This is a genomic window from Cronobacter sp. JZ38 (assembly GCF_008932145.1).
In the GTDB taxonomy this organism is placed as follows: domain Bacteria; phylum Pseudomonadota; class Gammaproteobacteria; order Enterobacterales; family Enterobacteriaceae; genus Cronobacter; species Cronobacter muytjensii.
The window spans coordinates 3,328,455-3,355,138 of the sequence record NZ_CP017662.1 but is presented as its reverse complement, the minus strand read 5'-3'; the positions used below and the strand labels follow the sequence as shown (position 1 = coordinate 3,355,138).

The window sequence follows — 26,684 nt, the reverse complement described above, 5'->3', positions numbered from 1 at the left end:
GCCCCGCAGGGTTATGAGTCGTGTTTAACTAAAGGGGCCAGTCGCTGCGCCATCCAGTCGGCGATAAACGGCTGGGCGTCGCGATTGGGATGAATGCCATCCTCCTGCATCCACTGCGGTTTGAGGTAAACCTCTTCCATAAAGAAGGGCAGCAGAGGGATGGAGTAAGACTGTGCAAGCTCAGGGTAAATCGCCTCGAACGCCTGATTGTAACGGCGTCCGTAGTTGGCGGGCAGTCGAATCTGCATCAGCATCGGCTGCGCGCCCGCCGTTTTCACCTGTTCTATGATTTTCGTCAGCGTGGCCGAGAGCGTCGCTGGTGGAAAACCCCGCAGGCCGTCATTGCCGCCAAGCTCAATCAGCACCCAGCGCGGCTGATGCTGTTTGAGCAACGCGGGCAGGCGCGACAGCCCCTGCTGCGCGGTGTCGCCGCTGATGCTGGCGTTGACCACGCGCACGTCGCGTTGCTGCCATTTATCGTTGAGCAACGCAGGCCAGGCGGCGTCTGCCGCCATGCGATAACCGGCGCTCAGGCTGTCGCCCAGCACCAGTAACGTGTCCGCCGCGGCGGCGCGAAAGCTTAATAACGCCAGTAACAGGAAAGGGAAATGCCAGCGGAAAACATTCTTGAAGTTCATCATCTTAATAAATCCGTCGGTCAGGGGGAACACGCACTTTCCATCCTTACCGGAGTTGAACTGGTTGTCAAACCGGGCCAGAGCATCGCGCTGGTGGGCGAATCGGGGTCTGGCAAGTCAACGTTGCTTGCGATCCTCGCCGGTCTCGACGACGGCACCAGCGGTGAAGTGCGCCTGCTGGGCGAGCCGCTGCATCAGATGGATGAAGAAGCGCGGGCGCGGCTGCGCGCCCGTGACGTCGGCTTCGTGTTTCAGTCATTCATGCTGATCCCGACGCTTAACGCGCTGGAGAATGTCGAGTTGCCCGCGATGCTGCGCGGCGAGAGCGGCAAGGCCAGCCGCCAGCAGGCGCAGGCGCTGCTGGAGCAACTGGGGCTTGGCAAACGTCTTGACCACCTGCCGGCGCAGCTTTCCGGCGGCGAGCAGCAGCGCGTGGCGCTGGCGCGCGCGTTCAATGGCCGTCCGGCGGTACTGTTCGCCGATGAACCCACCGGCAATCTTGACCGTCAGACCGGCGATCGCATCGCCGATCTGCTCTTTTCTTTAAACCGCGACAGCGGCACCACGCTTATCCTCGTCACCCACGATCCTGAACTGGCGGCCCGCTGCGATCGCACTTTGCGGCTGCGCGACGGCAAGCTGTGGGAGGAAGCATGACGGCCCGCTGGTTCTGGCGCGAATGGCGCTCCCCGTCGCTGTTAATCGTCTGGCTGGCGTTAAGCCTCGCGGTGGCCTGTGTGCTGGCGCTCGGCAAGATAAGCGATCGTATGGAAAAAGGCTTAAGCCAGCAGACCCGTGAATTTATGGCGGGCGACCGCACGCTCAGGAGCTCCCGCGCGGTGCCGCAGGCGTGGCTCGACAAAGCCGGGGAAGACGGCCTGGCCGTCTCGCGGCAGCTCAGTTTTTCCACCATGACGTTTGCCGCCGACCGTCCGCAGCTTGCGAGCGTCAAGGCGGTGGATAATCTCTACCCGCTCTACGGCACGCTGCAAACGCGCCCGCAGGGGCTGCTGCCTGCGCCGGGCACGGTGCTGCTGGCACCGCGTTTGATGGCGCTGCTTGGCCTGAAACCTGGCGATAACGTGGATGTGGGCGACGCGACGCTGAGCGTGGCGGGTGAAGTTATTCAGGAGCCGGACAGCGGCTTTAATCCGTTCCAGATGGCGCCCCGGCTGCTGATGAATCTCGCGGACGTTGAACGCACCGGCGCGGTGCAGCCCGGCAGCCGTCTCACCTGGCGCTACAAATTCGCCGGTACCCCCGAACAGCTCGGGCGCTATGAAAGCTGGCTGTTGCCGCAGTTGCAGCCGGAGCATCGTTGGACCGGCCTTGAGCAGGACGAGAGCGCGCTCGGCAAATCGTTGCAGCGCTCGCAGCAGTTTTTGCTGCTCTCCGCGCTCCTGACGCTGCTGCTGGCGGTCGCTGCCGTGGCGGTGGCGATGAGCCACTACTGCCGCAGCCGCTACGATCTGGTGGCTATCCTGAAAACCCTCGGCGCCGGGCGCGCGGCGCTGCGTAAGCTGATTGTCGGCCAGTGGCTGATGGTGCTGACGCTCGCCGCCCTCACTGGCGGGGCGGCGGGCCTGCTTTTCGAAGCGATCCTGATGCGGTTGCTGAAACCGGTGCTGCCCGCCACGCTGCCGGAGGCGAGCTTCTGGCCCTGGGTCTGGGCCGTAGGCTCAATGGTGGTAATTTCTCTGCTGGTGGGGCTGCGCCCGTATCGTCTGCTGCTGGCCACACAGCCGCTGCGCGTCTTGCGACGCGACGCGGTGGCGAACCTCTGGCCGCTGAAAATTTATCTGCCGGTGATGGCGCTTATTGTGGTGGCGCTGCTCGCCGGCCTGATGGGCGGGCGGATGTTGCTCTGGGCAGTGCTGGCGGGCGCGGTGGCGCTGGCCGCGCTGTGCGGCGCGGCAGGCTGGGCGCTGCTGTGGGGCCTTAAGCGGTTGCGGCTGCGTTCGCTCGCGCTGCGCCTCGCGGTCAATCGTCTGCTGCGCCAGCCGTGGCAAACCCTGAGCCAGCTCGCCACGTTTTCACTCTCTTTCATGCTGCTGGCGCTGCTGTTGGTGTTAAGGGGCGATCTGCTCGACCGCTGGCAGCAGCAGTTGCCGCCGGAAAGTCCGAACTATTTTCTGATTAATATCGCACCGGAACAGCGCGATGCGGTGAAAGGGTTCCTGGCGGAGCACCAGGTTATTACGCAGGCGTTCTATCCCATTGTGCGTGCGCGCCTGACGCAGATTAACGGCAAGGCAACCGCAGGTCATGAAGATGAGGCGCTTAACCGCGAGCTTAACCTGACCTGGCAGGCAGAGCGCCCGGATCACAACCCGATTACCGCGGGCAGCTGGCCGCCAAAAGCGGGCGAGGTATCAATGGAAGAAGGGCTCGCGCAACGGCTGAATATCGCCCCCGGCGACAGCGTGACGTTTACCGGCGACACCCAGGCCTTCACCGCCAAAGTGACCAGCCTGCGTAAAGTTGACTGGGAGAGCCTGCGGCCAAACTTCTTCTTTATTTTCCCGCCGGGGGCGCTGGACGGACAGCCGCAAAGCTTCCTGACCAGCTTCCGGGCTGATAACGCCGACACGATGCTGACGCAACTGAACCGGGAGTTCCCGACGGTCAGCGTGCTGGATATCGGGGCAATCCTGAAACAGATTGGTCAGGTGCTGGAGCAGGTGAGCCGCGCGCTGGAAGTGATGGTGGCGCTGGTAACGACCTGCGGCGTGCTGCTGTTACTGGCGCAGGTGCAGGTCGGGATGCATCAGCGCCGCCAGGAGCTGGTGGTCTACCGCACGCTCGGCGCACAGAAAAAACTGCTGCGCGCCACGCTCTGGAGCGAGTTCGCGCTGCTGGGGCTGGTGGCCGGTCTGGTGGCGGCTATCGGCGCGGAAGTGGCGCTTGGCGTACTGCAGACCCGCGTGTTTGACTTCCCGTGGGAGCCTGACTGGCGGTTGTGGGTGACGCTGCCGCTATGCGGCGCGCTGCTGTTGTCGCTATGCGGCGGCTGGCTCGGCGTGCGGCTCCTGAAGGGTAAAGCGCTGTTTCGGCAGTTCAGCGCTTAGCACATTTTCGTCGGTATTTATGCGCCTCCGGTCTTATGACCGGAGGCGTTTTTGTTTGTGGTTATCTTTCATCGTCTTAGCGCGGCCTGCCGTCAGCAGCAGCGAGCCGATGAATGAAATATTTTCAATTACCCGCCGCTTGCGAATATGCCATCTTAACGTGCCGCACCTCACGTGCGCGCGATCACAATAATCAGGCGGCTCACCGCCGTTACGCACTGACACACTTCATCAAAGGGAGATCCTCATGGGATTGCTAAAAGGCTGGCGCACGCTTGCGGGCGCATTACTTCTGGCGGGCGGCATGCAGGCCGCGCAGGCGGGCGACCCGCAAACCATCACGTTCGGCGTAGCGCCGGGGCCTTACGGCGATATGGTTAAACAGGCCATTGCGCCGTCGCTTAAAGAGAAAGGCTATAAGGTGGTGGTGCGCGAATTCAGCGACTACGTACAGCCGAACATGGCGCTTGCGAACGGCAGCATTGACGCCAACCTGTTCCAGCACTCGCTCTATTTTGAAAAATTCACCGCCGATAAGGGCCTTAAGCTCACGAAACTGCTGACGGTGCCGACTGCCGGTATGGGGCTCTATTCCCGCAAAGTGAAAAGCATCGATGCGCTGAAAAAAGGCGACATCGTTACGCTCTCTAACGACCCGACCAACCTGGCGCGCGGGCTGCGCTTTTTGCAGGCGATGGGCTTAATCACCATCAAGCCGAATATCGATCCGACCAAAGCGTCCGAACGCGACATCGCCACTAACCCGAAAGGACTGGTGTTTAAACCGCTGGAGGCGGCGCAATTGCCGCGCACGCTTGACAGCGTCACGGCGGCGCTGGTCAACGGCAACTTCGCCATCGCGGCGGGTCTGGATCTCTCTTCTGCCCTGAAGCAGGAACAGCTTGATGAAAATCTGAAAAATATCATTGCGGTACGCAGCGAAGACGCCGACAAGCCGTTTGCGAAGGATATCGTGGCGGCGGTGAAATCCCCGGCTTACGCGGCGGTAATTAACGATCCGAAAAATATTTTTAACGCGTTCCAGAAACCGGACTGGATGACGGCGACGCAAAAATAATGGTCGGCAGTGTCGCGCGGGCGGGCCTGATGCCTGCCCGCGCGTTTTTCAGAGGGTTGTCATGATTACACTCACTCACGTCAGTGTCGATTTCACGTCGGGCGGCCAGCGCACCCGGGCGGTTGACGACGTTAACCTGGAGATCCCGCGCGGAGCGATTTTCGGCATTGTCGGCACCAGCGGTGCCGGGAAAAGCACGCTGCTGCGTACCCTGAACGCCTTGCAACGGCCATCGGAAGGGCGCGTCACCGTGGCCGGAACGGAAATCTCCGCGCTTTCCGGCGCGGCGCTGCGCACCGCACGTCAGCGCATCGGCATGATCTTCCAGCACTTTAATTTAATGCATACGCGTACCGTGGCGCAGAACGTCGCCTTTAGCCTGAAAGCGGCGGGCTGGGAGCGGGCGAAAATAGGCCCGCGTGTCGCGGAAATCCTCGAACTGGTGGGGCTTAGCGATAAAGCCAGCCGCTACCCGGTACAGCTTTCCGGCGGACAGAAGCAGCGCGTCGGCATCGCCCGCGCTATCGCCAATCACCCGGACGTGCTGTTGTGCGACGAGCCCACCTCGGCGCTGGATCTGGAAACCTCCGCCACTATCCTGGCGCTGCTCAGGGAGATCAACGCTCGCCTTGGGATCACGGTTGTGTTGATCACTCATGAAATGAACGTTATCAAGACGATTTGCGATCGCGTGGCGGTGATGTCCGGCGGCAAGGTCGTGGAAGAGGGCGAGGTGTTTGATATTTTCGCGCGCCCGCAGCACCCGTTTACGCAGCAGCTGGTGTCGCACACGTTGAACCTGACGCTTCCGGCGCGCCTGCGCGAGCATCTGCACGGCTCGCTGCTGAAGATTTTATTTATTGGCGACTCCGCCGAACAGCCGGTGCTGTCGGAAGTGGCGGTTAACTTTGGCGTGGCGGTGAACATACTGCACGGCAAAATCGAGTATATCGGCGAGCGCGCGCTCGGCATTTTAGTCGTGCAGCTTACGGCGAACGATAACCCGGCGGCGGTCGAGGCGGCGGTGGAGCATATTCGCGCCCGTACGGCACAGGTGGAGGTGATCCATGGATGATTTACACGCTGACCTGACGCTGGCGTTTGGCGAAACGTTCCAGATGCTGGGCATTTCGACGCTGCTTGCGATCGTGGGCGGTCTGCCGCTCGGCTTTTTGCTTTTCGTGACCGACCGCCATCTGTTCTGGCAGAACCGCGCCATTAACGTGGTCGGCTCGGTGCTGGTGAATATCATCCGCTCGGTGCCGTTCGTGATCCTGCTGGTGTTGCTGCTGCCGCTGACGCAGTTTCTGCTGGGTAATACCATCGGGCCCGTGGCGGCGTCGGTGCCGCTCTCCGTCGCGGCCATCGCGTTTTACGCGCGACTGGTGGATGGCGCGCTGCGTGAGGTCGATCGCGGGATTATCGAGGCCGCCGAAGCGTTTGGCGCAAGCCCGATGCGTATCATCTGCACGGTGCTGCTGCCGGAGGCGAGCGCGGGCCTGCTGCGCGGCCTGACGGTGACGCTGGTCAGTCTGATTGGCTATTCGGCAATGGCCGGGATTGTCGGGGGCGGCGGCGTCGGCGATCTCGCGATTCGCTACGGCTATTATCGCTACGAAACCGGGGTGATGGTCGTGACCGTTATCGCGCTGATTGTGCTGGTGCAGGCGGTGCAGATGCTCGGTGACTGGCTGGCGAATCGCGCCGACCGACGCGGCAGGCATTAAAGACCACCGGCATGAATATTCACGGCGCGCCGGGCTTCCTGCGCGCCGTTTTCTTTTCTTCAGTCTCGTTTTCCTCTTCGATAAATTCCGGCAATCCAAATACGCAAACTGGCAAAGCGGGTCGCTTACGGGCGTAAAAATGCTGAAAATAACGCCAAAAAACCGTCGTTCAGCCATCGATATTTCTGGACGACTTTACCGCTTGCCTTCTTTACTGCTGAAACCGCAGAGAATATTCCATCTGGTTCTAACGTACCGCGAATGATTCTTTAACCGCCGAAAAACGCAGCCCTATCATTTGTCCGTTCTCTGTTTAACGGATAAATACACCATGTCGATAGTCGATTCTGTGACGTCTCTTATCGGGCAGACGCCGCTGCTGCGCCTCGCTAAGCTTGATACCGGCCCGTGCGAATTGCTGCTGAAGCTGGAAAACCAGAACCCCGGCGGCTCTATCAAAGACCGCGTGGCGCTCTCGATGATTAACGAGGCTGAGCGCCAGGGGCGGCTTGCGCCCGGCGGCACGATAATCGAAGCCACTGCGGGTAATACCGGCCTCGGGCTTGCGCTTATCGCCGCGCAAAAGGGCTACCGGTTGATTCTGGTGGTGCCCGATAAAATGAGTCGCGAGAAGATTTATCACCTGCGCGCGCTCGGCGTGGACGTGCGGCTGACCCGTTCGGACGTTAACAAGGGCCATCCGGCGTATTACCAGGATTACGCGCAGCGTCTCGCCGATGAGACGCCTGGCGCGCTCTATATCGACCAGTTTAATAACCCGGCGAACCCGCTGGCGCATGAAACCACGACCGCGCCGGAACTCTTTGACCAGGCGGGCGGGCGCATTGACGCCATTGTGGTGGGCGTCGGCTCCGGCGGCACGCTCGGCGGATTGCAGGCCTGGTTTGGCAAACACTCCCCGCAGACCGAATTTGTGCTGGCCGATCCGGCAGGATCGATCCTGGCCGATCAGGTCGAGACCGGGCGCTATCACGAGGCGGGATCGTGGCTGGTGGAAGGCATCGGCGAAGATTTTATTCCGCCGCTGGCGCATCTCGAGGGCGTTAAACAGGCGTTACGCGTCACTGACGCCGAGGCGTTCAGCACCGCGCGCGACCTGCTGAAAATCGAAGGCGTGCTGGCGGGCTCCTCCACCGGCACGCTGCTTGCCGCCGCGCTGCGCTACTGCCGCGCGCAGACGACGCCGAAGCGCGTCGTGACCTTCGCCTGTGACAGCGGCAATAAATATCTCTCGAAAATGTTCAATGACGACTGGCTGCGCCAGCAGGGGCTCCAGGCGCGGCCCGCCACCGGCGACCTGCGTGATTTTATCGCGTTTCGCCATGACGAGGGCGCCGCCGTCACCGCCGCGCCGGATGACACGCTGGCAACCGTGCTGGCCCGGATGCGGCTCTATGATATTTCGCAGCTGCCGGTGCTGGAGGCGGGCCGCGTGGCGGGCATCGTCGATGAATGGGATCTGCTGACGTTTATTCAGGGCGACAGCCAGCGTTTTCTCACGCCCGTTTCCGCCGCCATGAACCGCGAGGTGGTCACGCTCGATAAACACGCCAGCGAACGCGAGCTGTTTGACGTTTTCTCGCGCGGGCTGGTGGCGGTCATCACTGACAACACGCGCTTTCTGGGGCTTATCACCCGCACCGATGTGCTGAACCGCTGGCGCAACCGGCTTGAATCGTAAGGAGCTTTATTATGGATAAATTTGCCACTCTTAGCGTGCATAGCGGCACGCACCACGACCAGCACGGCGCGGTGATGCCGCCGATTTACGCCACGTCTACTTTCGCGCAGCCCGCGCCCGGCGAACATACGGGCTATGAGTATTCGCGCAGCGGCAATCCGACCCGCCACGCGCTGGAGCGCGCCATCGCTGAGCTGGAGGCGGGCCGTCAGGGGTTTGCGTTCGCCTCCGGGCTGGCGGCGATTTCCACGGTGCTGGAACTGCTCGACAAAGAGAGCCACATCGTGGCGGTAGATGATGTTTACGGCGGCACTTACCGGCTGCTGGAAAACGTGCGCAAGCGTACCGCCGGGCTTTCGGTCACATGGGCGAAGCCGGACGATCTTGCCGCGCTGGAGGCGGCGATCCGCCCGGAAACGCGCATGATCTGGGTGGAAACGCCGACCAATCCGTTGCTCAAGCTTGCGGATCTTGAAGCCATCGCCGGGCTGGCGCGCCGCCACGGAATTATCAGTGTGGCCGATAATACTTTTGCTTCACCGGCGATCCACCGCCCGCTGACGCTCGGGTTTGATATCGTGGTGCATTCGGCCACCAAATACCTCAACGGCCACTCGGATGTCGTGGCGGGGCTGGCGGTGGTGGGGGATAACGCGGCGCTGGCGCAGCAGCTGGCGTATCTGCAAAACGCCGTCGGCGGCGTGCTCGATCCGTTCAGCAGCTTCCTGACGCTGCGCGGTATCCGCACGCTGGCGCTGCGTATGGAGCGCCACAGCGCGAATGCGCTGAAGATAGCGCAGCGGCTGGAGCGGCATCCGCAGGTGGAAAAGGTCTTTTTTCCGTGGCTCGACAGCCATCCGCAGCATGCGCTGGCGCGCCGTCAGATGGCGCTGGCGGGCGGGATGATTTCCATCGTGGTGCGCGGTGACGACGCGCGCGCGGCGCAGGTAATAAAAAAGCTGCGGCTCTTTACGCTTGCGGAGAGCCTGGGGGGCGTCGAGAGCCTGGTGAGCCAGCCTTTCAGCATGACGCACGCGTCGATTCCGCTTGAGCAGCGGCTCGCGAACGGCATCACGCCGCAGTTGATCCGGTTGTCGGTGGGGATCGAGGAGGCGGAGGACCTGATTGCCGATCTGGAGCAGGCGCTGGAAGAGTAACGATGTGCGGGACGGCGGGTGGCGCTTTGTTTACCCGCCAACCGGACATAACGTGATGCGGTTGTGCTGGGGGAGTCAGCGCACTGACCTTATCAATCACCGCACCCAGGCGCCTGTAAAAAAGGCACCCCTCGGGGTGCCTTTCGCTTAGCGTAACAGCGCCTGCGCCCAGGCGATGCCGCTGGCATACTCTGGCGGAAGCAGCGGCGCGAGCGCCTCCAGCGTGGCGTCAAGCAGCGCTGGGTCGTTGTCGCTGAGGTTAAGGTGACCCACTTTACGGCCCGGACGCACCTCTTTGTCGTACCAGTGCAGATGCACCAGCGGCAGCTTGAGCCAGTCGTAATTGAGATCGCTGCCAATCAGGTTGACCATCACCGACGGGCTGCTGACCACCGGCTGCGGCAGCGGAAGGCCGGTCACGGCGCGCAGGTGCAGCTCAAACTGGCTTATCGATGCGCCATTTTGCGTCCAGTGGCCGCTATTGTGCACGCGCGGCGCCAGCTCGTTAATCAGCAGGCCCTGCGGTGTCACGAAACACTCCATCGCCATTACACCGACATAGTTCAGCTCGTCCATAATGGCGCGCAGCATCGACTCGGCCTGATCCTGCTGCGTGGCGCTCGCGTGCGGGAAAGCCACGCTGGTGCGCAGAATGCCGTCCTGATGCAGGTTATGGGTCAGCGGATAAAAGACCGCGCTGCCGTCGTGCGCGCGCGCGCCCACCAGCGACACCTCGCCGGAAAAGTGAATGCCCTGTTCGACGATACATTCGCCGTAGCACTCGGCAGGCAGCGTGTCGGTCTCGCCTTCACGCAAACGCCACTGGCCGCGGCCGTCGTAGCCGCCAGTGCGGCGCTTCACGATAGCCAGTTCGCCAAGACGGCTGAACACCTGCGGCCACTCGCTGCGGTCGGCCAGCAGCTGCCAGGGCGCGGTAGGAAGCGCGAGCTTATCAAGCAGTTGCTTCTGGGTAAGGCGGTCGGCGATAAGCGGGAAAACGTCGCGGTTCACAAAGGCGTTATGACGCGCCAGCTCGCGGGTGAGGGCGGTTTCCGGCCAGCGTTCGATCTCCGCTGTGATAACGCTTTGCGCGAACGGCACCGCCTGCGGATCGGCGTCGAGCCCTACCGGCCAGACGCGAATGCCGAGCGGCTCGCCTGCCTGACGCAGCATTCTGCCGAGCTGGCCGTTCCCCAGCACGCATACCTGCTTCATGCGTCACCCCGCGGGTCCGGGTTCTCCAGCACCTCGTCGGTTTGCTTCTGGCGCCAGACCTGAAGACGCGCCAGCAGGGCGCTGTCGTGCTGCGCCAGAATCTGGGCGGCCAGCAGAGCGGCGTTGGCTGCGCCTGCTTTACCGATAGCCAGCGTACCCACCGGAATACCGCGCGGCATCTGTACGATAGAGTAGAGGCTGTCCAGCCCGCTTAACGCGGCGCTCTGCACCGGCACGCCCAGCACCGGCACCAGCGTTTTCGCGGCGATCATGCCCGGCAGATGCGCCGCGCCGCCCGCGCCCGCGATAATCACCTGAAAACCGTTCTCCTGCGCGCTTTCGGCGAAGCTGAACAGTTTATCGGGCGTGCGGTGCGCGGAGACCACTTCAACGTGGTGAGGAACATCCAGAGCATCAAGGATTTCTGCGGCAAACTGCATGGTGGCCCAGTCGCTTCTGGAACCCATGACGATGGCGATACGCGCCGGGGTGTGGCTGGAGGACATACGTCTCAAAACTCCTGTGGTCAGGCGGCAAAATCAACGGGGTCGCCGTTACGAGGGCTTCGAGAATATCATGGATAACGGGCAAGGAAAACGGTTGCGTAGGCGTGCGGACGGCAAAAAAGGGGAGGGCGAATCAGAACGGAAAGGCGATCAGTTCAACGTCGTCTGGCGTGACTTTGATCATTGAGCCTTCGCTGTGCCAGGCGCCTAACACGACGCGATGAGCGGGCTGGCCGTTGGCTTCAAGGGCATGGACGGCGGGGCGGTGGGTGTGCCCGTGGATCAGCCACTGCACGCGCTGGCGCGTCATCGCCTCAGCCACAGCCTGGGGGTTGACGTCCATAATGGCGAGATCTTTCTGGCTGTTGGAAGCTTTGCTGCCGGCACGCATTTTTGCGGCGATGCGGCGGCGCAGGCGCAGAGGGAGCGTGAGGAAAAGCCGTTGCAGCCACGGCTTATGCACTTTGGCGCGAAACGCCTGATAGCCGGCGTCATCCGTGCAGAGCGTGTCGCCATGCATAATCAGTACGCGTCTGCCGTAAAGCTCAAGGACTTTTTCTTCCGGCAGAAGCTGCATACCGCTTTCACGCGCGAAGCGTTTGCCCAGCAGGAAATCGCGGTTGCCGTGAATGAAGTAACAGGGCACGCCGCTTGCCACGAGCGCCTTTATGGCGGCGGCGATATCGCGGTGCAGCGGCTCGGGGTCATCATCGCCAATCCAGGCTTCAAACAGGTCGCCCAGGATGTAAAGCGCGTCCGCCTCACGTGCCGTACCGGCTAAAAAACGCAGAAAACCGGCGGTAATCGCCGGTTCTTCTGAGCACAGATGAAGATCTGCAATAAAGAGCGTCGCCACGAATTACTCGCTGACGGTTACGCGCTCGATAATCACGTCTTCTTTCGGCACGTCCTGATGCATGCCGCTGCGGCCGGTGGAAACGCCTTTGATTTTATCAACCACGTCCATGCCTTCGACCACTTCCGCGAATACGCAGTAGCCCCAACCCTGCAGGCTTTCGCCGCTGAAGTTCAGGAAGTCGTTATCAACCACGTTGATGAAGAACTGGGCGGTCGCGGAGTGCGGCGCCTGCGTGCGCGCCATAGCCAGCGTGCCGCGGGTGTTCTTCAGGCCGTTGTTGGCTTCGTTCTTGATAGGGTCTTTCGTGCTTTTCTGTTTCATGCCCGGCTCGAAGCCGCCGCCCTGAATCATAAAGCCGTTAATTACACGATGGAAAATGGTGTTGTCGTAGAAACCTTCGCGGCAATATTCCAGAAAGTTTTTTACCGTTTCCGGCGCTTTGTCATCAAAAGTTTTGATTACGATATCGCCGTGATTGGTGTGAAAAGTAACCATGTCTGCATCCTGTTGTGTTTCAGTGGTGCTTCGGCTTCCAGAAGAAGCCACAGTAGGAGGCTGTTATAGCATAACTCACCGCTTGCTTCACCTTGCAAAGTGAGGTGCTTGCGCTTTCAATTATGGGTAATATAGGGGTTTTATCTGCTTACCACACACTGACACGGAAACTTCTGATGTTAAAAATCTTCAATACCATGAGTCGCCAGAAAGAGGAATTCAAGCCTATCCATGCCGGGGAAGTCGGCATGTACGTGTGTGGTATTACCGTTTACGACCTCTGTCACATCGGCCACGGGCGCACGTTTATCGCCTTTGACGTGGTCGCGCGTTACCTGCGTTTTCTCGGATATAAGCTGAAATATGTACGTAACATTACCGATATTGACGACAAAATCATTAAACGCGCAAACGAGAACGGTGAAGACTTCGTGGCGCTGGTAGACCGCATGGTCGCCGAAATGCACAACGATTTTGATGCGCTGAACATTCTGCGCCCGGATAGCGAGCCGCGCGCGACGCAGCACATTCCGGAGATTATTGAGATTGTGGAGCAGTTGATCGCCCGCGGTCATGCGTATGTCGCCGGCAACGGCGATGTCATGTTCGCCGTGGAGAGCGACGCCGATTACGGCAAGCTGTCGCGTCAGGATCTCGAGCAGCTTCAGGCGGGCGCGCGCGTCGAAGTGGCCGACAGCAAACGCAATCCGATGGATTTCGTGCTGTGGAAGATGTCCAAGCCGGGCGAGCCGAGCTGGCCGTCGCCGTGGGGCGATGGCCGTCCGGGCTGGCATATCGAATGCTCTGCGATGAACTGCAAACAGCTGGGCAGCCATTTCGATATTCACGGCGGCGGCTCTGATCTGATGTTCCCGCACCATGAAAACGAAATCGCCCAGTCAACCTGCGCGCATGACGGCGAATACGTTAACTACTGGATGCACTCCGGCATGGTGATGGTTGATCGCGAGAAGATGTCTAAATCGCTTGGCAACTTCTTTACCGTGCGCGATGTGTTGCAGCATTACGACGCGGAAACTGTGCGCTATTTCCTGATGTCGGGCCACTATCGCAGCCAGCTGAACTACAGCGAAGAGAACTTAAAGCAGGCGCGGGCTTCCCTTGAGCGTCTCTACACCGCGCTGCGCGGCACCGACAGCAGCGCGACAGCCGCGGGCGGCGAGGCGTTCGAAGCGCGCTTTATCGAGGCGATGAACGACGATTTCAATACGCCGGAAGCCTATTCAGTGCTGTTTGATATGGCGCGTGAAGTGAACCGCCTGAAAGCGGAAGACAGCCACGCGGCGAACCAACTGGCGGCGCATCTGCGTAAGCTCGCGGCGGTGCTCGGGCTGCTGGAGCAGGCGCCAGAGCAGTTCCTGCAATCCGGCGCGCAGGCCAACGATGACGAAGTGGCGGAAATCGAAGCGCTGATCGTTAAACGTCTGGAGGCGCGTAAAGCGAAAGACTGGGCGGCGGCGGACGCGGCGCGCGATCGCTTAAACGAGATGGGCATCGTGCTGGAAGATGGCCCGCAGGGCACCACCTGGCGGCGTAAATAAGAAAAAGCGGCGAAAGCCGCTTTTTTTATGCGCGATGTTCAGGGAGGGGGCAAGTGTGCTGCGCTTATCACCCCAGGTATGCATCCACACCAGGCTTGTTAGCAGGTAAACGTAGCGCACCCTTCCTCCGTCAGCGACGCACCATCACGCGGAGCCGCGCGCGATAAGCTGGCCTGAGAGCGTAATGCGCTGCGCGGCAAGGCCCGGCTCGTGAATAAGCCTGACAATAAGCCCGGCCGCCTGCCGGGCGGTCTCTTCGCTGGCGGACGAGACGTAGGTGAAAGACGGTGAGGTGAGATTCACATGCATCATGTCTTCAAAGCCAATCAGCGACACCTGCTGCGTCAGAAACACGTCTTTCCCCACGGTGCGGCCCACCTGATGGATCGCCTCCAGGCAGCCGATAATCGCATGCGGCGAGTGGCACAGCAGGGCGGTAATTTTATTATTCGCTTCAAGCAACTGGCGTACCGACTGGCTTACCGCGAGCGTCTCTTCAGCGCAGGCAGGCGCGAACTCATCGCGCCAAGGGAGGCCATATTGCGTGAGCGCGGCACGGTAGCCGAGCAACCGCTCCTGGCGAATCAGACACCCCGCCGTACCGCCAATATAGGCGATATTGCGGTGGCCCCGCTCTATCAGATAGCGCGTGGCGAGCCCGCCCGCCTGGCGGTTGTCGCGCACTACGCTGTTGAGCTTTTCCTCAACCGGCGACTGTGACACCACCACTACGGGCAATGTGCTTTGCGCGACCGGCGCAGGCAGCGTGCGGTGGTCGGAATCGGCGGTCAGGTAAACGACGCCCGCCACGCCCTGGCGGATAAACGAGACAAAACAGGCCGCCAGCCGCCCCGTTTCTCGGCCCGGCTGGGTGAGAAAGACCATATAGCCCTGCGCCTCCAGCGCCTGCACCAGGCTTGCCGTGACGCGGGTGGAGAACGGATCGTTGAGATCGTCCACCACCAGGCCTATCAGGTTGGAGGTTTTGCCGCGCAGGTTAGCGGCGGCGACGTTATGCACATAGCCCAGCGCCTTAATGGCGGCATGCACTTTTTCGATGGTCGCGGCGGAGATTTTTCCCTTCTGGCGCAACACCAGCGAGACGGTGGACACCGACACGCCCGCGTGACGCGCCACATCAATAATGCTGACCTTTTTCATCTGCCCTGATTTATCCTTTTATCGCCTGAGAACGCGGGCCTGGCGCCAGGCCCGCGCGGGCGTTATTTCCCCGTCATGCCTGACATGTTTTGCGCGATAAACTGCGCGCGCGCGCCGAATATCACCTGTATGCCGTTATCGCCCACAAACACCACGCCGCGCGCGCCAAGGGCGTTCAGCCCGTCTCTGTCAACCAGTTCCGGACGAGCGACCTCAAGACGCAGGCGGGTGATACAGGCACCGACGCTGGTGATGTTCTCTTTGCCGCCCAGCAGGCCCATGATATTGCCCGCCAGCTCCGCATCAGTTTTATCATCCACATTCGCGGTGATTTCCACCCGGCCCGGCGTTTTCACGTCAAAACGGCGAATAACAAAGCGGAAGGTAAAGTAGTAAATGATCGCCATCGGAATACCGACAATCACCGCGTTCAGGAAGTGGGTCTGATAGCCATTAAAAGACGGCAGGATCCCGAACGAGATGTAATCGATAAGCCCGGCGGAGAACGATTTGGCGATATGCGCGTCCAGCAGATACATGCACATATACGAAAGCCCCGCCATGATGGCGTTAAATACATACAGCACCGGCGCGACAAAAATAAAGGTAAATTCCACCGGCTCCGTGATCCCCGTCAGAAAACAGGTCAACGCGGCGGAGAAAAGAATGCCGGAGGCGATTTTTTTATTTTTCGTGCTGGCTTCGTGATACATCGCAAGACACGCCGCCGGCAGCGCGAACAGCATCAGCGGGAACTCGCCCTGCATAAATTTACCGGCATTCTGGTAAGTATCGCTGCTGAAGCTTTTCACGCCTTCTTCCAGCATCTTGAACCAGATGGTCTGGTCGCCGTGGATAACCTGCCCGGTCTGGGTGGTGTAATCGCCAAACGAATACCAGAACGACGGATACCAGATATGATGCAGGCCGAGCGGGATGAGCGCGCGCTCCACCAGCCCGAAGATAAAGGTCGAGGCCGCCTGGTTATCCCCATTCACGATGACCGACAGCGCGTCAATGCCCGCCTGGATGTGCTGCCAGACATAGGGCAACGCCAGTCCGAGCAGGAATGAGAGCAACGCCGCGGCAATCGCCACAAACCGTTTACCGGAGAAAAAGCCCAGGAATTCGGGCAGTTGCAGCGTGTGGAAACGGTTATAGCACCATGCGGCGAGAATGCCGGAAATCAGACCGCCGAACACGCCCATCTGGAGCGTCGGGATGCCGACCACCATCGCATATTTGCCGCCGCTCGCTGCCATCTCCGGCGTAATGCCAAGCTGCGTGCTGATGGTGATGTTGATAATAAACACCGAGACGGCGGCAGAGAGCGCCGCGATGCCCGACTCCGACGCCAGACCGACGGCAGAGCCGATGGCGAACAGCAGGGGCAGGTTATCAAAAATAACGCCGCCCGCGTTCATCATCAGCGGCAGATGAAATTTATCGCCGAACGCCAGCAGCAGACCGGCGGCGGGCAACAGCGAAATAGGCAGCATCAGCGCGCGGCCTATCATGGACAACTTCGAAAGCGATTTAACGACACCTGTGATGAGACTCATACCGATCCCCCGATTGGAACAGCCGGGCTTTGGCGCCCTGTTTTATAGTAAGTAGAACGTTCTAGTAGAACGTTCTACTTATGCTGTGGGATCGGAGGCTGAACACGCAACATCTATTTAACGTTCCGTCAGAAGATTTGCTGATTCTTTGAAGTCGGTTAGAAAACGCGGCGGATACGCAGCATGCGAAAAAACGGTAAAAGGGCAGGAGAGGGCGATAAGAAAAGCATCTGGAGCAGGGAATAATACGCCCTCTGCGACGAGAGGGCGTGAGGCGTTACGCGGTGACGGTCACGCTCTGGCCATCGAAGCTGACGGTCTGGCCGGCGACGATTTTGCAGCGCTTGCGGGTTTCTACCGCGCCGTCCACGGTCACCAGCCCTTCGGAGATAAAGATTTTCGCCTGCGCGCCGCTCTCGCTCCAGCCTTCAAGCTTCAGCAGATCGCACAGTTCGACGTGAGGGTGTTTGCCTAAAGAAAATGTCGCCATGTTATGCGTCCTCGCTGTCGTGATATTCAACACACGCCTGTAGCGTGTTCTGGATGAGCGTGGCGACCGTCATCGGGCCGACGCCGCCCGGCACCGGGGTAATGTAACCGGCGCGCTCTGCGGCGTCGTCAAACACCACGTCGCCGACCACTTTGCCGTTTTCCAGACGGTTAATGCCAACGTCAATCACGATAGCGCCTTCTTTGATCCACTCGCCCGGAATAAAGCCTGGTTTGCCGACCGCGACGATCAGCAGATCGGCGTTTTCGACATGCTGACGCAGGTTTTTGGTGAAACGGTGGGTCACGGTGGTGGTACAGCCCGCCAGCAGCAGCTCCATGCTCATCGGACGGCCAACGATATTGGATGCGCCAATCACCACGGCATTCAGCCCGTAGGTGTCGATATTGTAGCGTTCAAGCAGCGTCACGATGCCGCGCGGCGTACAAGGGCGCAGACGCGGCGCGCGCTGGCACAGACGACCGACGTTGTATGGATGGAAACCGTCCACGTCTTTATCCGGCGCGATGCGCTCCAGCACTTTCACGTTATCGATGCCTGCCGGCAGCGGTAGCTGAACCAGAATACCGTCAATGGCGGCGTCGGCGTTCAGTTCATCAATCAGCGCCAGCAGTTCGGCTTCGCTGGTGGTGTCCGGCAGATCGTAAGAGCGGGAAACAAAACCCACTTCTTCACACGCCTTACGTTTGCTGCCGACATAAATTTGCGACGCCGGGTTCGCGCCGACCAGCACGACCGCGAGCCCGGGGGCACGTTTTCCGGCCGCCACGCGCGCTTTTACTTTTTCGGCAACTTCAAGGCGCACCTGCTGCGCAATCGTTTTACCGTCAATAATCTTTGCTGCCATCAGAGAGAAGATTCCGTCTGTAATCAAAAGAAGAGGGGATGAGGATATTCTGTCAGAAGCGCGCCGTGCTGTCAGTTTTCGTTTGTGTCTTTCGCTCAATTGTCCAGCAGGCGGTTCGAAAGCCATTGACTCACCAGGTGCTGACCGTATAATTCCAGGCGTTTCACACCGCTGCCGCAGGCAAAAGGTGAAACGCCTCTCCACGAGGCGCCCTTAGCTCAGCTGGATAGAGCAACGGCCTTCTAAGCCGTGGGTCGCAGGTTCGAGTCCTGCAGGGCGCGCCATTATTTTTCAATGACTTACCCTTTGCTGTTTGCCTCCTTTTTTTCCATGTGGGACAGAGTTGGGGCATCAACGTCATAAATCGCCTCGACTGGCACCCCGCGCTTTACCCAGTGGCCACGCAGACTGCCTCTCACACGGTACGTTCTGTCAGTGCGTTTTGCGAAACCGACTAAGGGCGCGGTACGGAATAAGCCCGTTTGCTTATGCGCGCCGCAGAGCGCTGGCAAAATTTTCATTCGTCGTCGGCTCGAAGTCCGGGCGCACTCAGTTTCCCAGCGCCGCAAGAATGGCGGTTTCCATTTTTTCGGGGGGCGTGAACGGCGCAAAACGTTTGAGTGGTTTGCCATCGCGTCCAATCAAAAACTTCGTGAAGTTCCACTTGATCCGGCCACCCAGCACGCCGGGCAATTCATCTTTCAGGTAACGAAACAGCGGGTGCGTAGCCGCGCCGTTGACCGCCACTTTCCCGAACATGGGGAAGCTCACACCGTAATTGATGTGACAGGTCTGTGCGATTTGATCGGCACCGCCGGGCTCCTGATTACCGAACTGGTTGCAGGGGAAACCAAGCACTATAAACCCCCGGGCGGCATACTTTTTATAAAGCGCCTCAAGGCCTGCGTATTGCGGCGTGAAGCCACAGTGGCTGGCGGTATTCACCACCAGAATCACCTTGCCCGCGTAGTCGGCCATAGAGATAAGCTCGCCACGCAGGCTGGTGGCAGTCAGTTGATGAAAGGGGGTCATGACGGGATCCTCAAAACAAAATCAGTGTGACGTCGACATTGCCACTTCGCGCGTTGTAGCAGGGGACACACGGGATGTGCCGGGCGAGATGCTCCTGCTCCCGATTGCTCAACATACCATGATTTTAGTGAAAGGACGCCGGTAGCGCAGGCGTCCTGAAATGTGATGACCGCGCATCCCCATTAGCCGGAGCAGGCGCGCCGTATCGCGGAAGAAGCCGTTTACGCCGTCATCCCGCCATCGATGATAAGCTCTGCGCCGCTCACGTACCTGCTTTCATCCGAGGCAAGAAACAGGGCGGCGGCGGCCACGTCGTCGGGGGTCCCTAAACGCCCGGCAGGGATACGCGCGTTCATCATTTGCCTGAAGTCGTCGCTGACCTTGTCAAACATCGGCGTATCCGTGGGCCCGGGGCTGAGTGTGTTCACTCTGATGCCGCGTGGCGCCAGCTCTGCGTTCCACGAGCGCGCATACGAGCGAACCGCGGCTTTGGTGGCGGAATAGGTGCCATAACCGGCATTCGCCATGTTGCCTGCAATCGAACCGAGCAACACGATAGCGCCGCCATCGCCCATATGGCGAACCGCGTGCTGCGCCGTTAATACCATCGCACGCACGTTCAGGCCGAAGGCGCGATCGATATGCTCCCCGGTGGTCTCTTCAAGGCTCGCAGGCTCAGAGAGACCTGACGAGTACACCAGAATATCAAGGCGTGCGGCTCTGGCCTGAAGCGTGTCGAAAAGGCGCGCCCGCTCGTCGGTTTTAGTGAGATCGCAGGGGATCGCTTCGATTCGACCACCGATGGCGGCAACCGCTTCGGCCAGCTGCGCTTCGCGTCTACCGGTGATGAAAACATGGGCGCCTTCCTGCACAAAACGGCGCGCGATCGCAAGCCCGATACCGCTGTTGCCGCCTGTTACCAGGACGGTCTTTCCTTCAAGTTTCAACATGGCTACTCCAGAAAGAGGGTGGAAGCCAGATGATACATTTTGTATATTTAGGGTCAATTACGCACCTGATGTACATCAGATATATAAAAGGAAACCTCATGTCTACGGATATCGCTGCCCAACTGGCAGAAATCAACAGCACACGCCCTGTCCTGGAACAGGTGGCCAACAAATGGTCAATATTAATTCTGACCGTATTGTGCACCCAACCTGCGCGCTTTAACGCCATCAAGCGCAGGCTGGATCCCATCACGCACAAGGCCCTGACGGAAGCGCTGCGCCGGCTTGAGCGCAACGGTCTGGTCAGCCGCCGCGTGATTGCATCGTCACCCGTAGCGGTCGAATATGCGATTACGCCGCTGGGCCGGACCCTGCAGGAACCTTTTGTGGCGCTGGTGAGCTGGGCCAGGCAACATGGCGCCTCGATAGCGCAGGCGCAGGCGGCTTATGACGACAGGCTCGCTGCCGATGAGGCGGTGTAAGCGTCTTGTTTCCACCAGGGCCGGGCAACACGGCGGCTGAATAATGACTGCGGAGGCGTTATGGATATCACGCGTTTTTATACCTCTGTTAACGGCATTTTTTATCGGGCAATCGATCCTGCGTATCGGCACTTCGCCTTATCCGGCTCCAGGGCGCCGGGGCGATATTCAGGAGGCGATCAACCCACGCTCTACCTGAGTTCTTCGCCGGAAGGCGTCGGGGCTGCCATGCAGGCTCATCGCGATAACAGAGCGAGCCTTGAAATCATTAAAGTCAGCGTCGTGGCAGAGAAGATTTTTGACCTGCGCAATGGCGGGGCGATGCTGGCCGCAGGTATTGATCTTCACGACGCGATTGCGCCGTGGCAGGAGACCGTAAAAGAGGGCGGCATCCCCCGGTCATGGAAGGTTCGCCAGCGCCTGGAATCACTGGGAATGAAGGGGGTGATTGATCCCTCCCGCAAAGCGCCCGGCCTCTGGCATCTGGTGCTTTTTTCCTGGAATGATGACAGTCAGGCGCGGGTAAACATTATCGAATAGCGCATAAGCGCAGCATGGCTGAGTGGGCGTGACGCGCTAAGCATCACGTCGTCACAGCCCCATCCACAATGCGATTAAGGCGAGCAGCGCGGGCAGCGCCTGCACATAAAGAATTTTTCTGCTGGCGGTAAGCGCACCAACGATGCCGGCAATCAGTACGCAAACCAGAAAGAAGAGTTTGAACTGAAAACCGTTATCGCCCAGCCAGAGTCCCCAGAACAAACCTGCCGCTAAAAAGCCGTTATATAGTCCCTGATTGGCGGCAAGCACCCGGCTGTCGCGGGCAAAATCGGCACTCAGGTTAAACGCCTTGCGGCCCGTTTTCGTCTCCCATAAAAACATCTCAAGTACGAGAATATAGACGTGTATGACGGCGACAAGCGCGATAAGAACGGTAGCTGCCATGAGCACCCCTCATAAAGAAAAAAGCAACATCAACAGTATATATCGCGCAGCCGCACTGCGTGGAAGGCGTCAAGCCGTCGCAGGTACCCGCGCGCCCGCGCGCCACCAGACGATTAACGCCGCCAGCGCTACCACCCCGAGGGTCGCGAATGCTACGCGCCATGACGACTGCGCGACGATGCTTCCGGCGAGCGCCGGGCTGAACGCCGCCCCCGCGCCCTGCATCAGCATAATCACGCTCTGCCCGGCATTGATATGCCCGGAGCCGCGCAGCGCGTTAACGATATATCCCGGCACCGCCACGCCTAAGATCCCGGCGGCGACGCCATCCAGAATTTGCACCGGGATGACAGATAACGGCCCGGCAAAGCTCGCTGCCAGCGCGGCGCGTACCGGCAGCACGATGAGCGCAATCAGAATCAGCCTGCGATAGCCATATCTTTGCGCCTGCGCCGGGGTCAGGAGCGCGACCGGGATCATCACGCATTGCGCAATCACCACGGTCGCCGCCGCGTAAAGACCTGGGCTCCAGAGGTTGCTGCCGGTGGACGCCACGCGCATGCTCAGCATCGGCAGCAGCGCGGCGTTAGCGAGGTGAAACAGCAGCAGCGTGATACCCGTCGTCAGCAGCACCGGGTTGCGCATCAGCACCGACAGCCGTGGCACCGCGTGCGCTTTGTCATGTGTTTCAATGCCGCGCGCCACATCGTGATCGATATCCTGCTCACGGATAGCCAGCACGCTAAGCGCGGTGAAAACCGCCATACTGGTCATCAGAATAAAGACCGCACCGATGCCCCACAGCCACATCGCGCTGCCCGCCAGCACCGCCGCCACCATATTGCCGCCGTGGTTGAACGCCTCGTTGCGGCCCATCTGTCGCGTGAAGCCGCTCTGGCCGGTCAGGCCCAGCGTAATCCCCGCCACCAGCGGGCCAATCAGGGCGGCAACCAGACCGGAAACCATCTGCGACACCATCGCAATGCTGTAACGGGTGCTGTACCAGAGCAGCAATGTCGCCAGCGTCACCAGCGCGCAGCAGACCAGCAGCAGCAGGCGTTTCTGGCGCGTGGCGTCGATGATAATTCCGGCCGGTACCGTCGCCAGCAGCGCCGCGATGCCGCCTGCGGTCATCACAAAGCCGATATCATCCGGTCGCCAGTGCTGCTCTGTGAGAAAAATGCCGAGAAAAGGACCCAGCCCGTCGCGGACATCCGCCAGAAAAAAGCTCATCAGGCAGAGCGCCTGTAGCGAACGCAACATTCTTATCATTCTCCCTGCAAAATGTGGTGACGCGAAACGACGTTATCGAGTTGTTATAAAAGAATGATGGCGACAATAAAAAAAGTCACCCAGGGGAAAAGTAACCAAATGAAACGGGCGAGGCGGCGAGAGGCAACGCGCCCGCGAAGGGCGGCGCTTCAGCGTGCTGACGGGAAAGCGTATTTCAGGCAGAGGAATTGCTCAAACCGGGCGAACGGTATTTTACCCGCGGCGTTATCGTACTGGTCGACATGAGGGGCACCCGGACGATCACTCGCGCTTTGGCGCGGCTGCCGACCGCCTTACAGGCGTCTTCAGCCAAATCCACTTCCTGATAAATCAGCCGGGCGCTCACAGCGTCGGTGTTGATATCCGTGGAGACGCGCTTGCACGCCGCCTGATATTTTAGTATTTTCTAAATTTAGAAAACGCTAAACTATTCTTAAATGACCGAACGGGATCTGTTACAACGGCAGGCGAATGACGCGGCTGCACTACTGAAAACGCTGAGTCATCCTCAGCGCTTATTGATTTTGTGTATGCTCATCGACAAGCCCGGCACCGAAGCCGGTGAGCTGTGCAGGATGAGCGGGCTCAGCGCGTCCGCGACCTCACAGCATCTGGCCCGTATGAAAGCCGAAGGGCTTATCGAAGGCGTCCGGCAGGCCCGGTTTATCCGCTACCACATTAAAAATGAGGCGGTCGTCGCTGTGGTGCACACGCTGAAAAATATCTATTGTCCGGGAGCATAATATGTCGTCTGTGTTTATCACCCCTGCCGAGGCGAAGGCGCTTATTGAGCGCGATGCCATCCTGATGGATATCAGAGGCCATGATGAATGGCGGCGCGAGCATATTTCCGGCGCCCGTATGGTGTCGCCTGAAAACAGTCAGCCTGACGATTTTAGCGACACGGCGCTGCGCGAGACCGATACCGTCATTTTTCACTGCCAGAGCGGAATGCGTACGGAAAAATTTAAAGACCGGCTTATCGCTGCGGTATATCCGGCCAGAGCGCTAATCATGCAGGGCGGTATTAATGCCTGGAAAGCCGCCGGTTATCCCGTCATCACCGATCGCCGTCAGCCATTACCGCTGATGCGGCAGGTGCAGATCGTCGCTGGCGCGCTGGCGCTGTGCGGTACGCTTGCGGGCGCCACGCTTGCGGCGGGGTTTTATATTATTCCCGGCATTGTCGGGGCCGGGCTGCTGTTTGCCGGCGTGACCGGCTGGTGCGGTATGGCGAAATTACTGGCGGCGATGCCGTGGAATAAACGCGCCGCATAGCCGCTGGTGCGCGTAATGGGCAAATAATGAGAAAGTGAGCGCGCGCGCCACTTGCTGTCGTGCGGCAACGTGAGAATGATTGCGCCAGCGTCGGTAATGCGCGCCGTGAGGATACCGAAACCCAAAAACAACGCTGACGGTATGATAAATACAGGAAAAGAGGCGCAATGCCTCTTTGTTTTTTAATGTGTATAAACGTTGGGGAAGAAAGGGTGCCAAATCCTTTTGGCGGGTATTAAAGCGTTATGCTGTGATTAAATCGCTATGCCAAATAAAAGAAACAGACACGCGATAAACGCCACATACAGCGAAATAATAAAATATTTCGCGCCAAAACTATATTCCATTGTCACTCCCGGCGTGCTTCAGAGGCTGTGTAAAGTCTTTATCGTTAATTGCGAAGCGTTATAATCAATATGGCCCTCAAGGCGAGGTGCTCCGACGGTGCAGCGTAAAATAAAAAAATAAAAAAGCCGCTTTTAAAAGGCGGCTTAACCCTGTTTCCAGGTGGCGCGCATGGTAGGGGATTACCGGCAGCTTATCAAGCAATGGCCGGTCATTCCCCCTGAAAACCACTATATTTTGTAGCGATACGAATAAAGCGGCGTTATTTCATTAGGCCACAATAAACCGGTTAACCAGCAGCGACATCGCCTCCGACTGGTTATCAAGCGTCTGGCTGGCGGTCGCAGCCTCGGACACCAGCGAGGCGTTCTGCTGCGTCACCTGCTCTAACTGGTTCAGCGCCTCATGCACCTGCGACACGCCGAGCGACTGCTCAGCGGCGGCGCGGGCGATATCGCTGATAAACGTCCTCATCCGGGCGGTGTTCGCCACGGCGGCGTCCAGCGCGTGACCCGAGGCGTCCACATGCTCCACGCCTTCGCCGATTTTCGCCATGTTATTGGCGACCAGCTCACGGATAAGCCCCGCCTCGCGGGCGCAGCGCTGCGACAGCGTGCGCACTTCGGACGCGACCACGGCAAAGCCGCGACCCAGTTCGCCCGCCCGCGCCGCTTCCACGGCGGCGTTAAGCGCCAGCAGGTTGGTCTGGAAAGAGATATCGTCAATGGAGCCGACAATGCGCGAGATCTGTTCGCTGGAAGACTGAATATCCGCCATGCTCTGGCGGGCCGCATGCGCCACGGTGCTTGCGCTCTGCATCTCTTCTTCCATCAGGCGCGTCAGACGCTCGGCCTCGTGGGCGTTGTCGGCGGTCTGGGTAATGACGGTCGTTATCTGCTCCATGCTGGCGGCGGTTTCCACCAGCGAGGCCGCCTGTTCATCGGTGCGCTGCGCCAGATCCTGGTTGCCCGCCGCGATCCCGGCGCTGGCGTGGCGCAGCACCACGGCGCCGGATTTTATCTGCGCGACGATCTGCTGGATATCCTCAATGGCGCGGTTATAGGCGCGGTTGAGCGCGGAGAGTTCATCGCTGCCCGGCACGTCCAGACGGCGGGTTAAGTCGCCCTGCATCCCGTCAATAGTGGTTAACGTGGCGTGCAACTGACGATGAATACTGCGCGCGACCATCACGGCGAAACTCATCGCCACGATAAGCGCCAGCAGGGTGATAGCGAGAAAACGCTGCCATCCGGCGCGGGCGTCGCGCGCAAGGTCGCCCGCGGTGGTCAGAAGCTGCGCGGAGGCGGCGTTCTCCAGCGTGCGCAGGGTATCGATGCGCTGCGTCTGGGCCTCGAACCAGCTTCCCGGCGAGACGCCGAATCCGCCGCTTGCGGCTTTATCGAACGCGGTCTGGCGCAGCGCCAGCGCATGGGTGGCTGACGGCAGGGCGAGCGTCTCATCAATGCGTTTCACGCCGTTCGCATCGGAAAGCTGACGCGAGGCGGCAAGCCAGGCCTGCTGTTTGCCCACCACTTCGCTCAGGCGCGCCAGCTGGCCATCGCTGAAGCGGTCGGCGAAGAAAATCCCGGAGAGCAGCGCGCGCTCGACGCCCGCCTGTTCTTTCATGCTGAGCAGGCTGTAGTAAACCACCATCTCATTCACAATGACGCCCGCATGGCTCAGGTGCGTGCTGCGGCCCACCAGCTCCAGCACGGTGCTGATAGTTTCAGTGTAAAACGCCACGCCCTGCGGGGCGGGAATCGACAGGGCGGTTATCTGCTGGCGCGTCTCATCCAGCATCGAGACGCGTTGCTGGAAGGCGCGGATTGCCTCGCCGACGCTGCCTTTCAAACTGGCTTCATCGGTGCTGTTCATGGCGGCATTAAACGCTTTCAGCGCGTCGTCGGTATGGCTGCGCTGCGCCGTGAGCTCGCCGTTAAACTGCGCGCCTTTGCTGCCGAGATAACCGGCGCTCAGTCCGCGCTCTTTTTGCAGTTCATGCACCACATCGCCAGCGCTTTTCGCAAGGCGCGTCACTTCTTCGACATTTCGCATCTGCCGTTCAGTATCGATGCGCGCCAGCATTCCGGCACCCGCCAGCCAGAGCAGCGCCAGTAATAAAGGCAAAAGCGCGATGGCTAATTTCGTTTTCATAGAGATACGATATATCCATGACATAAGCGTCATTCCTGTGTTGCGATAAAAACAGATATATTTTTTATCGGTAACACAAATCAGGAGCTTTAATGGCTGACGCCGCGCTTAAGTCAATAAAATAACTAAAAAGAGTTA

General features: G+C 59.7%; 26 protein-coding genes, 1 tRNA gene and 1 pseudogene. 13 read left to right on the top strand and 15 right to left on the bottom strand.

Annotation, left to right across the window (positions count from 1 at the left end; genetic code table 11):
• Positions 1-11 precede the first annotated feature (11 nt).
• Positions 12-641, bottom strand: coding sequence for a multifunctional acyl-CoA thioesterase I/protease I/lysophospholipase L1 (gene tesA / locus BJP61_RS15950; protein ID WP_038864274.1), 630 nt, complete (start codon positions 639-641; stop codon positions 12-14).
• On the opposite strand from tesA, the gene ybbA reads away from it, so the two are divergent.
• The 7 genes from ybbA to BJP61_RS15915 all read left to right on the top strand — a co-directional run bounded on the left by ybbA (position 609) and on the right by BJP61_RS15915 (position 9,370).
• A complete protein-coding gene (ybbA, locus tag BJP61_RS15945) occupies positions 609-1,295 on the top strand; it encodes a putative ABC transporter ATP-binding protein YbbA (RefSeq protein ID WP_038864253.1) in 687 nt (228 codons plus the stop codon). The genes tesA and ybbA overlap by 33 nt on opposite strands.
• Positions 1,292-3,706, top strand: a complete 2,415-nt coding sequence (ybbP, locus tag BJP61_RS15940; protein WP_171998677.1) for a putative ABC transporter permease subunit YbbP — start codon at positions 1,292-1,294, stop codon at positions 3,704-3,706. The genes ybbA and ybbP overlap by 4 nt, the downstream gene beginning before the upstream one ends.
• 247 nt (positions 3,707-3,953) lie before the next feature.
• Positions 3,954-4,784 (top strand): MetQ/NlpA family ABC transporter substrate-binding protein, encoded by an 831-nt coding sequence (locus BJP61_RS15935; RefSeq protein WP_038864247.1) that lies wholly within the window; start codon positions 3,954-3,956, stop codon positions 4,782-4,784.
• 61 nt (positions 4,785-4,845) lie between these two features.
• Positions 4,846-5,859 carry a virulence-associated ABC transporter ATP-binding protein SfbB gene (gene sfbB / locus BJP61_RS15930; protein ID WP_075192178.1) on the top strand — a complete coding sequence of 338 codons (1,014 nt, stop codon included), beginning with the start codon at positions 4,846-4,848 and terminating at the stop codon, positions 5,857-5,859.
• On the top strand, positions 5,852-6,511 hold the full coding sequence (locus BJP61_RS15925; RefSeq protein WP_171998676.1) for a methionine ABC transporter permease: 660 nt from the start codon (positions 5,852-5,854) through the stop codon (positions 6,509-6,511). Before sfbB ends, BJP61_RS15925 begins: the two co-directional genes overlap by 8 nt.
• A 331-nt stretch (positions 6,512-6,842) precedes the next feature.
• Complete coding sequence (locus tag BJP61_RS15920; protein ID WP_038864244.1) at positions 6,843-8,213, top strand: cystathionine beta-synthase; 1,371 nt, start codon at positions 6,843-6,845, stop codon at positions 8,211-8,213.
• Positions 8,214-8,224: 11 nt separating this feature from the next.
• Positions 8,225-9,370, top strand: coding sequence for a PLP-dependent aspartate aminotransferase family protein (locus BJP61_RS15915; protein ID WP_171998675.1), 1,146 nt, complete (start codon positions 8,225-8,227; stop codon positions 9,368-9,370).
• A 147-nt stretch (positions 9,371-9,517) separates the two neighbouring features.
• On the opposite strand, the gene purK is transcribed toward BJP61_RS15915, so the two are convergent.
• From purK to ppiB, 4 genes are all read right to left on the bottom strand, one after another.
• Entirely contained in the window at positions 9,518-10,585 is a 1,068-nt protein-coding gene (gene purK, locus BJP61_RS15910; protein ID WP_038864242.1) for a 5-(carboxyamino)imidazole ribonucleotide synthase, read from the bottom strand.
• Positions 10,582-11,091, bottom strand: coding sequence for a 5-(carboxyamino)imidazole ribonucleotide mutase (gene purE / locus BJP61_RS15905; protein ID WP_038864241.1), 510 nt, complete (start codon positions 11,089-11,091; stop codon positions 10,582-10,584). The genes purK and purE overlap by 4 nt, the downstream gene beginning before the upstream one ends.
• A gap of 133 nt (positions 11,092-11,224) precedes the next feature.
• Positions 11,225-11,947, bottom strand: a complete 723-nt coding sequence (gene lpxH / locus BJP61_RS15900) for a UDP-2,3-diacylglucosamine diphosphatase (protein ID WP_038864240.1) — start codon at positions 11,945-11,947, stop codon at positions 11,225-11,227.
• Positions 11,948-11,950: 3 nt separating this feature from the next.
• Entirely contained in the window at positions 11,951-12,445 is a 495-nt protein-coding gene (gene ppiB / locus BJP61_RS15895) for a peptidylprolyl isomerase B (RefSeq protein WP_038864239.1), read from the bottom strand.
• Positions 12,446-12,621: 176 nt separating this feature from the next.
• On the opposite strand from ppiB, the gene cysS reads away from it, so the two are divergent.
• Positions 12,622-14,007 (top strand): cysteine--tRNA ligase, encoded by a 1,386-nt coding sequence (cysS, locus tag BJP61_RS15890; protein ID WP_075192183.1) that lies wholly within the window; start codon positions 12,622-12,624, stop codon positions 14,005-14,007.
• 144 nt (positions 14,008-14,151) lie between these two features.
• On the opposite strand, the gene malI is transcribed toward cysS, so the two are convergent.
• The 4 genes from malI to folD all read right to left on the bottom strand — a co-directional run bounded on the left by malI (position 14,152) and on the right by folD (position 18,088).
• Entirely contained in the window at positions 14,152-15,168 is a 1,017-nt protein-coding gene (gene malI, locus BJP61_RS15885; protein ID WP_171998674.1) for a Mal regulon transcriptional regulator MalI, read from the bottom strand.
• Between the two features lie 62 nt (positions 15,169-15,230).
• Positions 15,231-16,730: a PTS transporter subunit EIIC gene (locus BJP61_RS15880; protein WP_038864236.1), complete on the bottom strand. Its 1,500-nt coding sequence runs from the start codon at positions 16,728-16,730 to the stop codon at positions 15,231-15,233.
• A 277-nt stretch (positions 16,731-17,007) separates the two neighbouring features.
• Positions 17,008-17,220, bottom strand: coding sequence for a ribosome-associated protein YbcJ (gene ybcJ, locus BJP61_RS15875; protein WP_038864235.1), 213 nt, complete (start codon positions 17,218-17,220; stop codon positions 17,008-17,010).
• 1 nt (position 17,221) lies between these two features.
• Entirely contained in the window at positions 17,222-18,088 is an 867-nt protein-coding gene (gene folD / locus BJP61_RS15870; RefSeq protein ID WP_038864234.1) for a bifunctional methylenetetrahydrofolate dehydrogenase/methenyltetrahydrofolate cyclohydrolase FolD, read from the bottom strand.
• 207 nt (positions 18,089-18,295) lie between these two features.
• On the opposite strand from folD, the gene BJP61_RS15865 reads away from it, so the two are divergent.
• Positions 18,296-18,372: transfer RNA gene (locus BJP61_RS15865), tRNA-Arg, on the top strand.
• Between the two features lie 265 nt (positions 18,373-18,637).
• Here BJP61_RS15865 and BJP61_RS15860 read toward each other — a convergent pair.
• Positions 18,638-19,120 (bottom strand): glutathione peroxidase, encoded by a 483-nt coding sequence (locus tag BJP61_RS15860; protein WP_171998673.1) that lies wholly within the window; start codon positions 19,118-19,120, stop codon positions 18,638-18,640.
• 221 nt (positions 19,121-19,341) lie between these two features.
• The gene (locus BJP61_RS15855; RefSeq protein ID WP_038864231.1) at positions 19,342-20,070 is read right to left on the bottom strand and encodes an SDR family oxidoreductase; all 729 of its coding nucleotides are present in this window, start codon (positions 20,068-20,070) and stop codon (positions 19,342-19,344) included.
• 98 nt (positions 20,071-20,168) lie between these two features.
• On the opposite strand from BJP61_RS15855, the gene BJP61_RS15850 reads away from it, so the two are divergent.
• Together BJP61_RS15850 and BJP61_RS15845 are read left to right on the top strand one after the other, a co-directional pair.
• Positions 20,169-20,552, top strand: a complete 384-nt coding sequence (locus tag BJP61_RS15850) for a helix-turn-helix domain-containing protein (protein WP_038864230.1) — start codon at positions 20,169-20,171, stop codon at positions 20,550-20,552.
• Positions 20,553-20,612: 60 nt separating this feature from the next.
• Positions 20,613-21,092 carry an RES domain-containing protein gene (locus BJP61_RS15845; protein ID WP_171998672.1) on the top strand — a complete coding sequence of 160 codons (480 nt, stop codon included), beginning with the start codon at positions 20,613-20,615 and terminating at the stop codon, positions 21,090-21,092.
• Between the two features lie 51 nt (positions 21,093-21,143).
• On the opposite strand, the gene BJP61_RS15840 is transcribed toward BJP61_RS15845, so the two are convergent.
• The 3 genes and pseudogenes from BJP61_RS15840 to BJP61_RS21755 form a co-directional block, all read right to left on the bottom strand.
• Positions 21,144-21,497 carry a DUF1304 domain-containing protein gene (locus BJP61_RS15840; protein ID WP_161581125.1) on the bottom strand — a complete coding sequence of 118 codons (354 nt, stop codon included), beginning with the start codon at positions 21,495-21,497 and terminating at the stop codon, positions 21,144-21,146.
• Positions 21,498-21,566: 69 nt separating this feature from the next.
• A complete protein-coding gene (locus tag BJP61_RS15835) occupies positions 21,567-22,760 on the bottom strand; it encodes an MFS transporter (protein ID WP_038864226.1) in 1,194 nt (397 codons plus the stop codon).
• A gap of 158 nt (positions 22,761-22,918) precedes the next feature.
• A pseudogene (locus BJP61_RS21755) lies at positions 22,919-23,079 on the bottom strand (hypothetical protein); the annotation flags it as partial.
• Positions 23,080-23,206: 127 nt separating this feature from the next.
• On the opposite strand from BJP61_RS21755, the gene BJP61_RS15830 reads away from it, so the two are divergent.
• Positions 23,207-23,512 carry a metalloregulator ArsR/SmtB family transcription factor gene (locus BJP61_RS15830; RefSeq protein WP_038864225.1) on the top strand — a complete coding sequence of 102 codons (306 nt, stop codon included), beginning with the start codon at positions 23,207-23,209 and terminating at the stop codon, positions 23,510-23,512.
• A 1-nt stretch (position 23,513) separates the two neighbouring features.
• A complete protein-coding gene (locus BJP61_RS15825) occupies positions 23,514-24,047 on the top strand; it encodes a rhodanese family protein (protein ID WP_171998671.1) in 534 nt (177 codons plus the stop codon).
• 615 nt (positions 24,048-24,662) lie between these two features.
• On the opposite strand, the gene BJP61_RS15820 is transcribed toward BJP61_RS15825, so the two are convergent.
• Positions 24,663-26,570, bottom strand: coding sequence for a methyl-accepting chemotaxis protein (locus tag BJP61_RS15820; RefSeq protein WP_171998670.1), 1,908 nt, complete (start codon positions 26,568-26,570; stop codon positions 24,663-24,665).
• Between the last annotated feature and the right edge of the window lie 114 nt (positions 26,571-26,684).

Bases quoted from the DNA above. Each gene is read 5' to 3' on its own strand.
- purK (WP_038864242.1), bottom strand. From the start codon at position 10,585: ATGAAGCAGGTATGCGTGCTGGGGAACGGCCAGCTCGGCAGAATGCTG.
- ybbP (WP_171998677.1), top strand. From the start codon at position 1,292: ATGACGGCCCGCTGGTTCTGGCGCGAATGGCGCTCCCCGTCGCTGTTA.
- BJP61_RS15825 (WP_171998671.1), top strand. From the start codon at position 23,514: ATGTCGTCTGTGTTTATCACCCCTGCCGAGGCGAAGGCGCTTATTGAG.
- BJP61_RS15840 (WP_161581125.1), bottom strand. From the start codon at position 21,497: ATGGCAGCTACCGTTCTTATCGCGCTTGTCGCCGTCATACACGTCTAT.
- BJP61_RS15855 (WP_038864231.1), bottom strand. From the start codon at position 20,070: ATGTTGAAACTTGAAGGAAAGACCGTCCTGGTAACAGGCGGCAACAGC.
- ybbA (WP_038864253.1), top strand. From the start codon at position 609: ATGCCAGCGGAAAACATTCTTGAAGTTCATCATCTTAATAAATCCGTC.
- BJP61_RS15850 (WP_038864230.1), top strand. From the start codon at position 20,169: ATGTCTACGGATATCGCTGCCCAACTGGCAGAAATCAACAGCACACGC.
- ybcJ (WP_038864235.1), bottom strand. From the start codon at position 17,220: ATGGCGACATTTTCTTTAGGCAAACACCCTCACGTCGAACTGTGCGAT.
- BJP61_RS15820 (WP_171998670.1), bottom strand. From the start codon at position 26,570: ATGTCATGGATATATCGTATCTCTATGAAAACGAAATTAGCCATCGCG.
- BJP61_RS15915 (WP_171998675.1), top strand. From the start codon at position 8,225: ATGGATAAATTTGCCACTCTTAGCGTGCATAGCGGCACGCACCACGAC.
- tesA (WP_038864274.1), bottom strand. From the start codon at position 641: ATGATGAACTTCAAGAATGTTTTCCGCTGGCATTTCCCTTTCCTGTTA.
- cysS (WP_075192183.1), top strand. From the start codon at position 12,622: ATGTTAAAAATCTTCAATACCATGAGTCGCCAGAAAGAGGAATTCAAG.
- malI (WP_171998674.1), bottom strand. From the start codon at position 15,168: ATGAAAAAGGTCAGCATTATTGATGTGGCGCGTCACGCGGGCGTGTCG.
- ppiB (WP_038864239.1), bottom strand. From the start codon at position 12,445: ATGGTTACTTTTCACACCAATCACGGCGATATCGTAATCAAAACTTTT.
- BJP61_RS15920 (WP_038864244.1), top strand. From the start codon at position 6,843: ATGTCGATAGTCGATTCTGTGACGTCTCTTATCGGGCAGACGCCGCTG.
- BJP61_RS15830 (WP_038864225.1), top strand. From the start codon at position 23,207: ATGACCGAACGGGATCTGTTACAACGGCAGGCGAATGACGCGGCTGCA.
- sfbB (WP_075192178.1), top strand. From the start codon at position 4,846: ATGATTACACTCACTCACGTCAGTGTCGATTTCACGTCGGGCGGCCAG.
- BJP61_RS15860 (WP_171998673.1), bottom strand. From the start codon at position 19,120: ATGACCCCCTTTCATCAACTGACTGCCACCAGCCTGCGTGGCGAGCTT.
- BJP61_RS15925 (WP_171998676.1), top strand. From the start codon at position 5,852: ATGGATGATTTACACGCTGACCTGACGCTGGCGTTTGGCGAAACGTTC.
- BJP61_RS15935 (WP_038864247.1), top strand. From the start codon at position 3,954: ATGGGATTGCTAAAAGGCTGGCGCACGCTTGCGGGCGCATTACTTCTG.
- folD (WP_038864234.1), bottom strand. From the start codon at position 18,088: ATGGCAGCAAAGATTATTGACGGTAAAACGATTGCGCAGCAGGTGCGC.
- BJP61_RS15880 (WP_038864236.1), bottom strand. From the start codon at position 16,730: ATGAGTCTCATCACAGGTGTCGTTAAATCGCTTTCGAAGTTGTCCATG.
- purE (WP_038864241.1), bottom strand. From the start codon at position 11,091: ATGTCCTCCAGCCACACCCCGGCGCGTATCGCCATCGTCATGGGTTCC.
- BJP61_RS15845 (WP_171998672.1), top strand. From the start codon at position 20,613: ATGGATATCACGCGTTTTTATACCTCTGTTAACGGCATTTTTTATCGG.
- BJP61_RS15835 (WP_038864226.1), bottom strand. From the start codon at position 22,760: ATGTTGCGTTCGCTACAGGCGCTCTGCCTGATGAGCTTTTTTCTGGCG.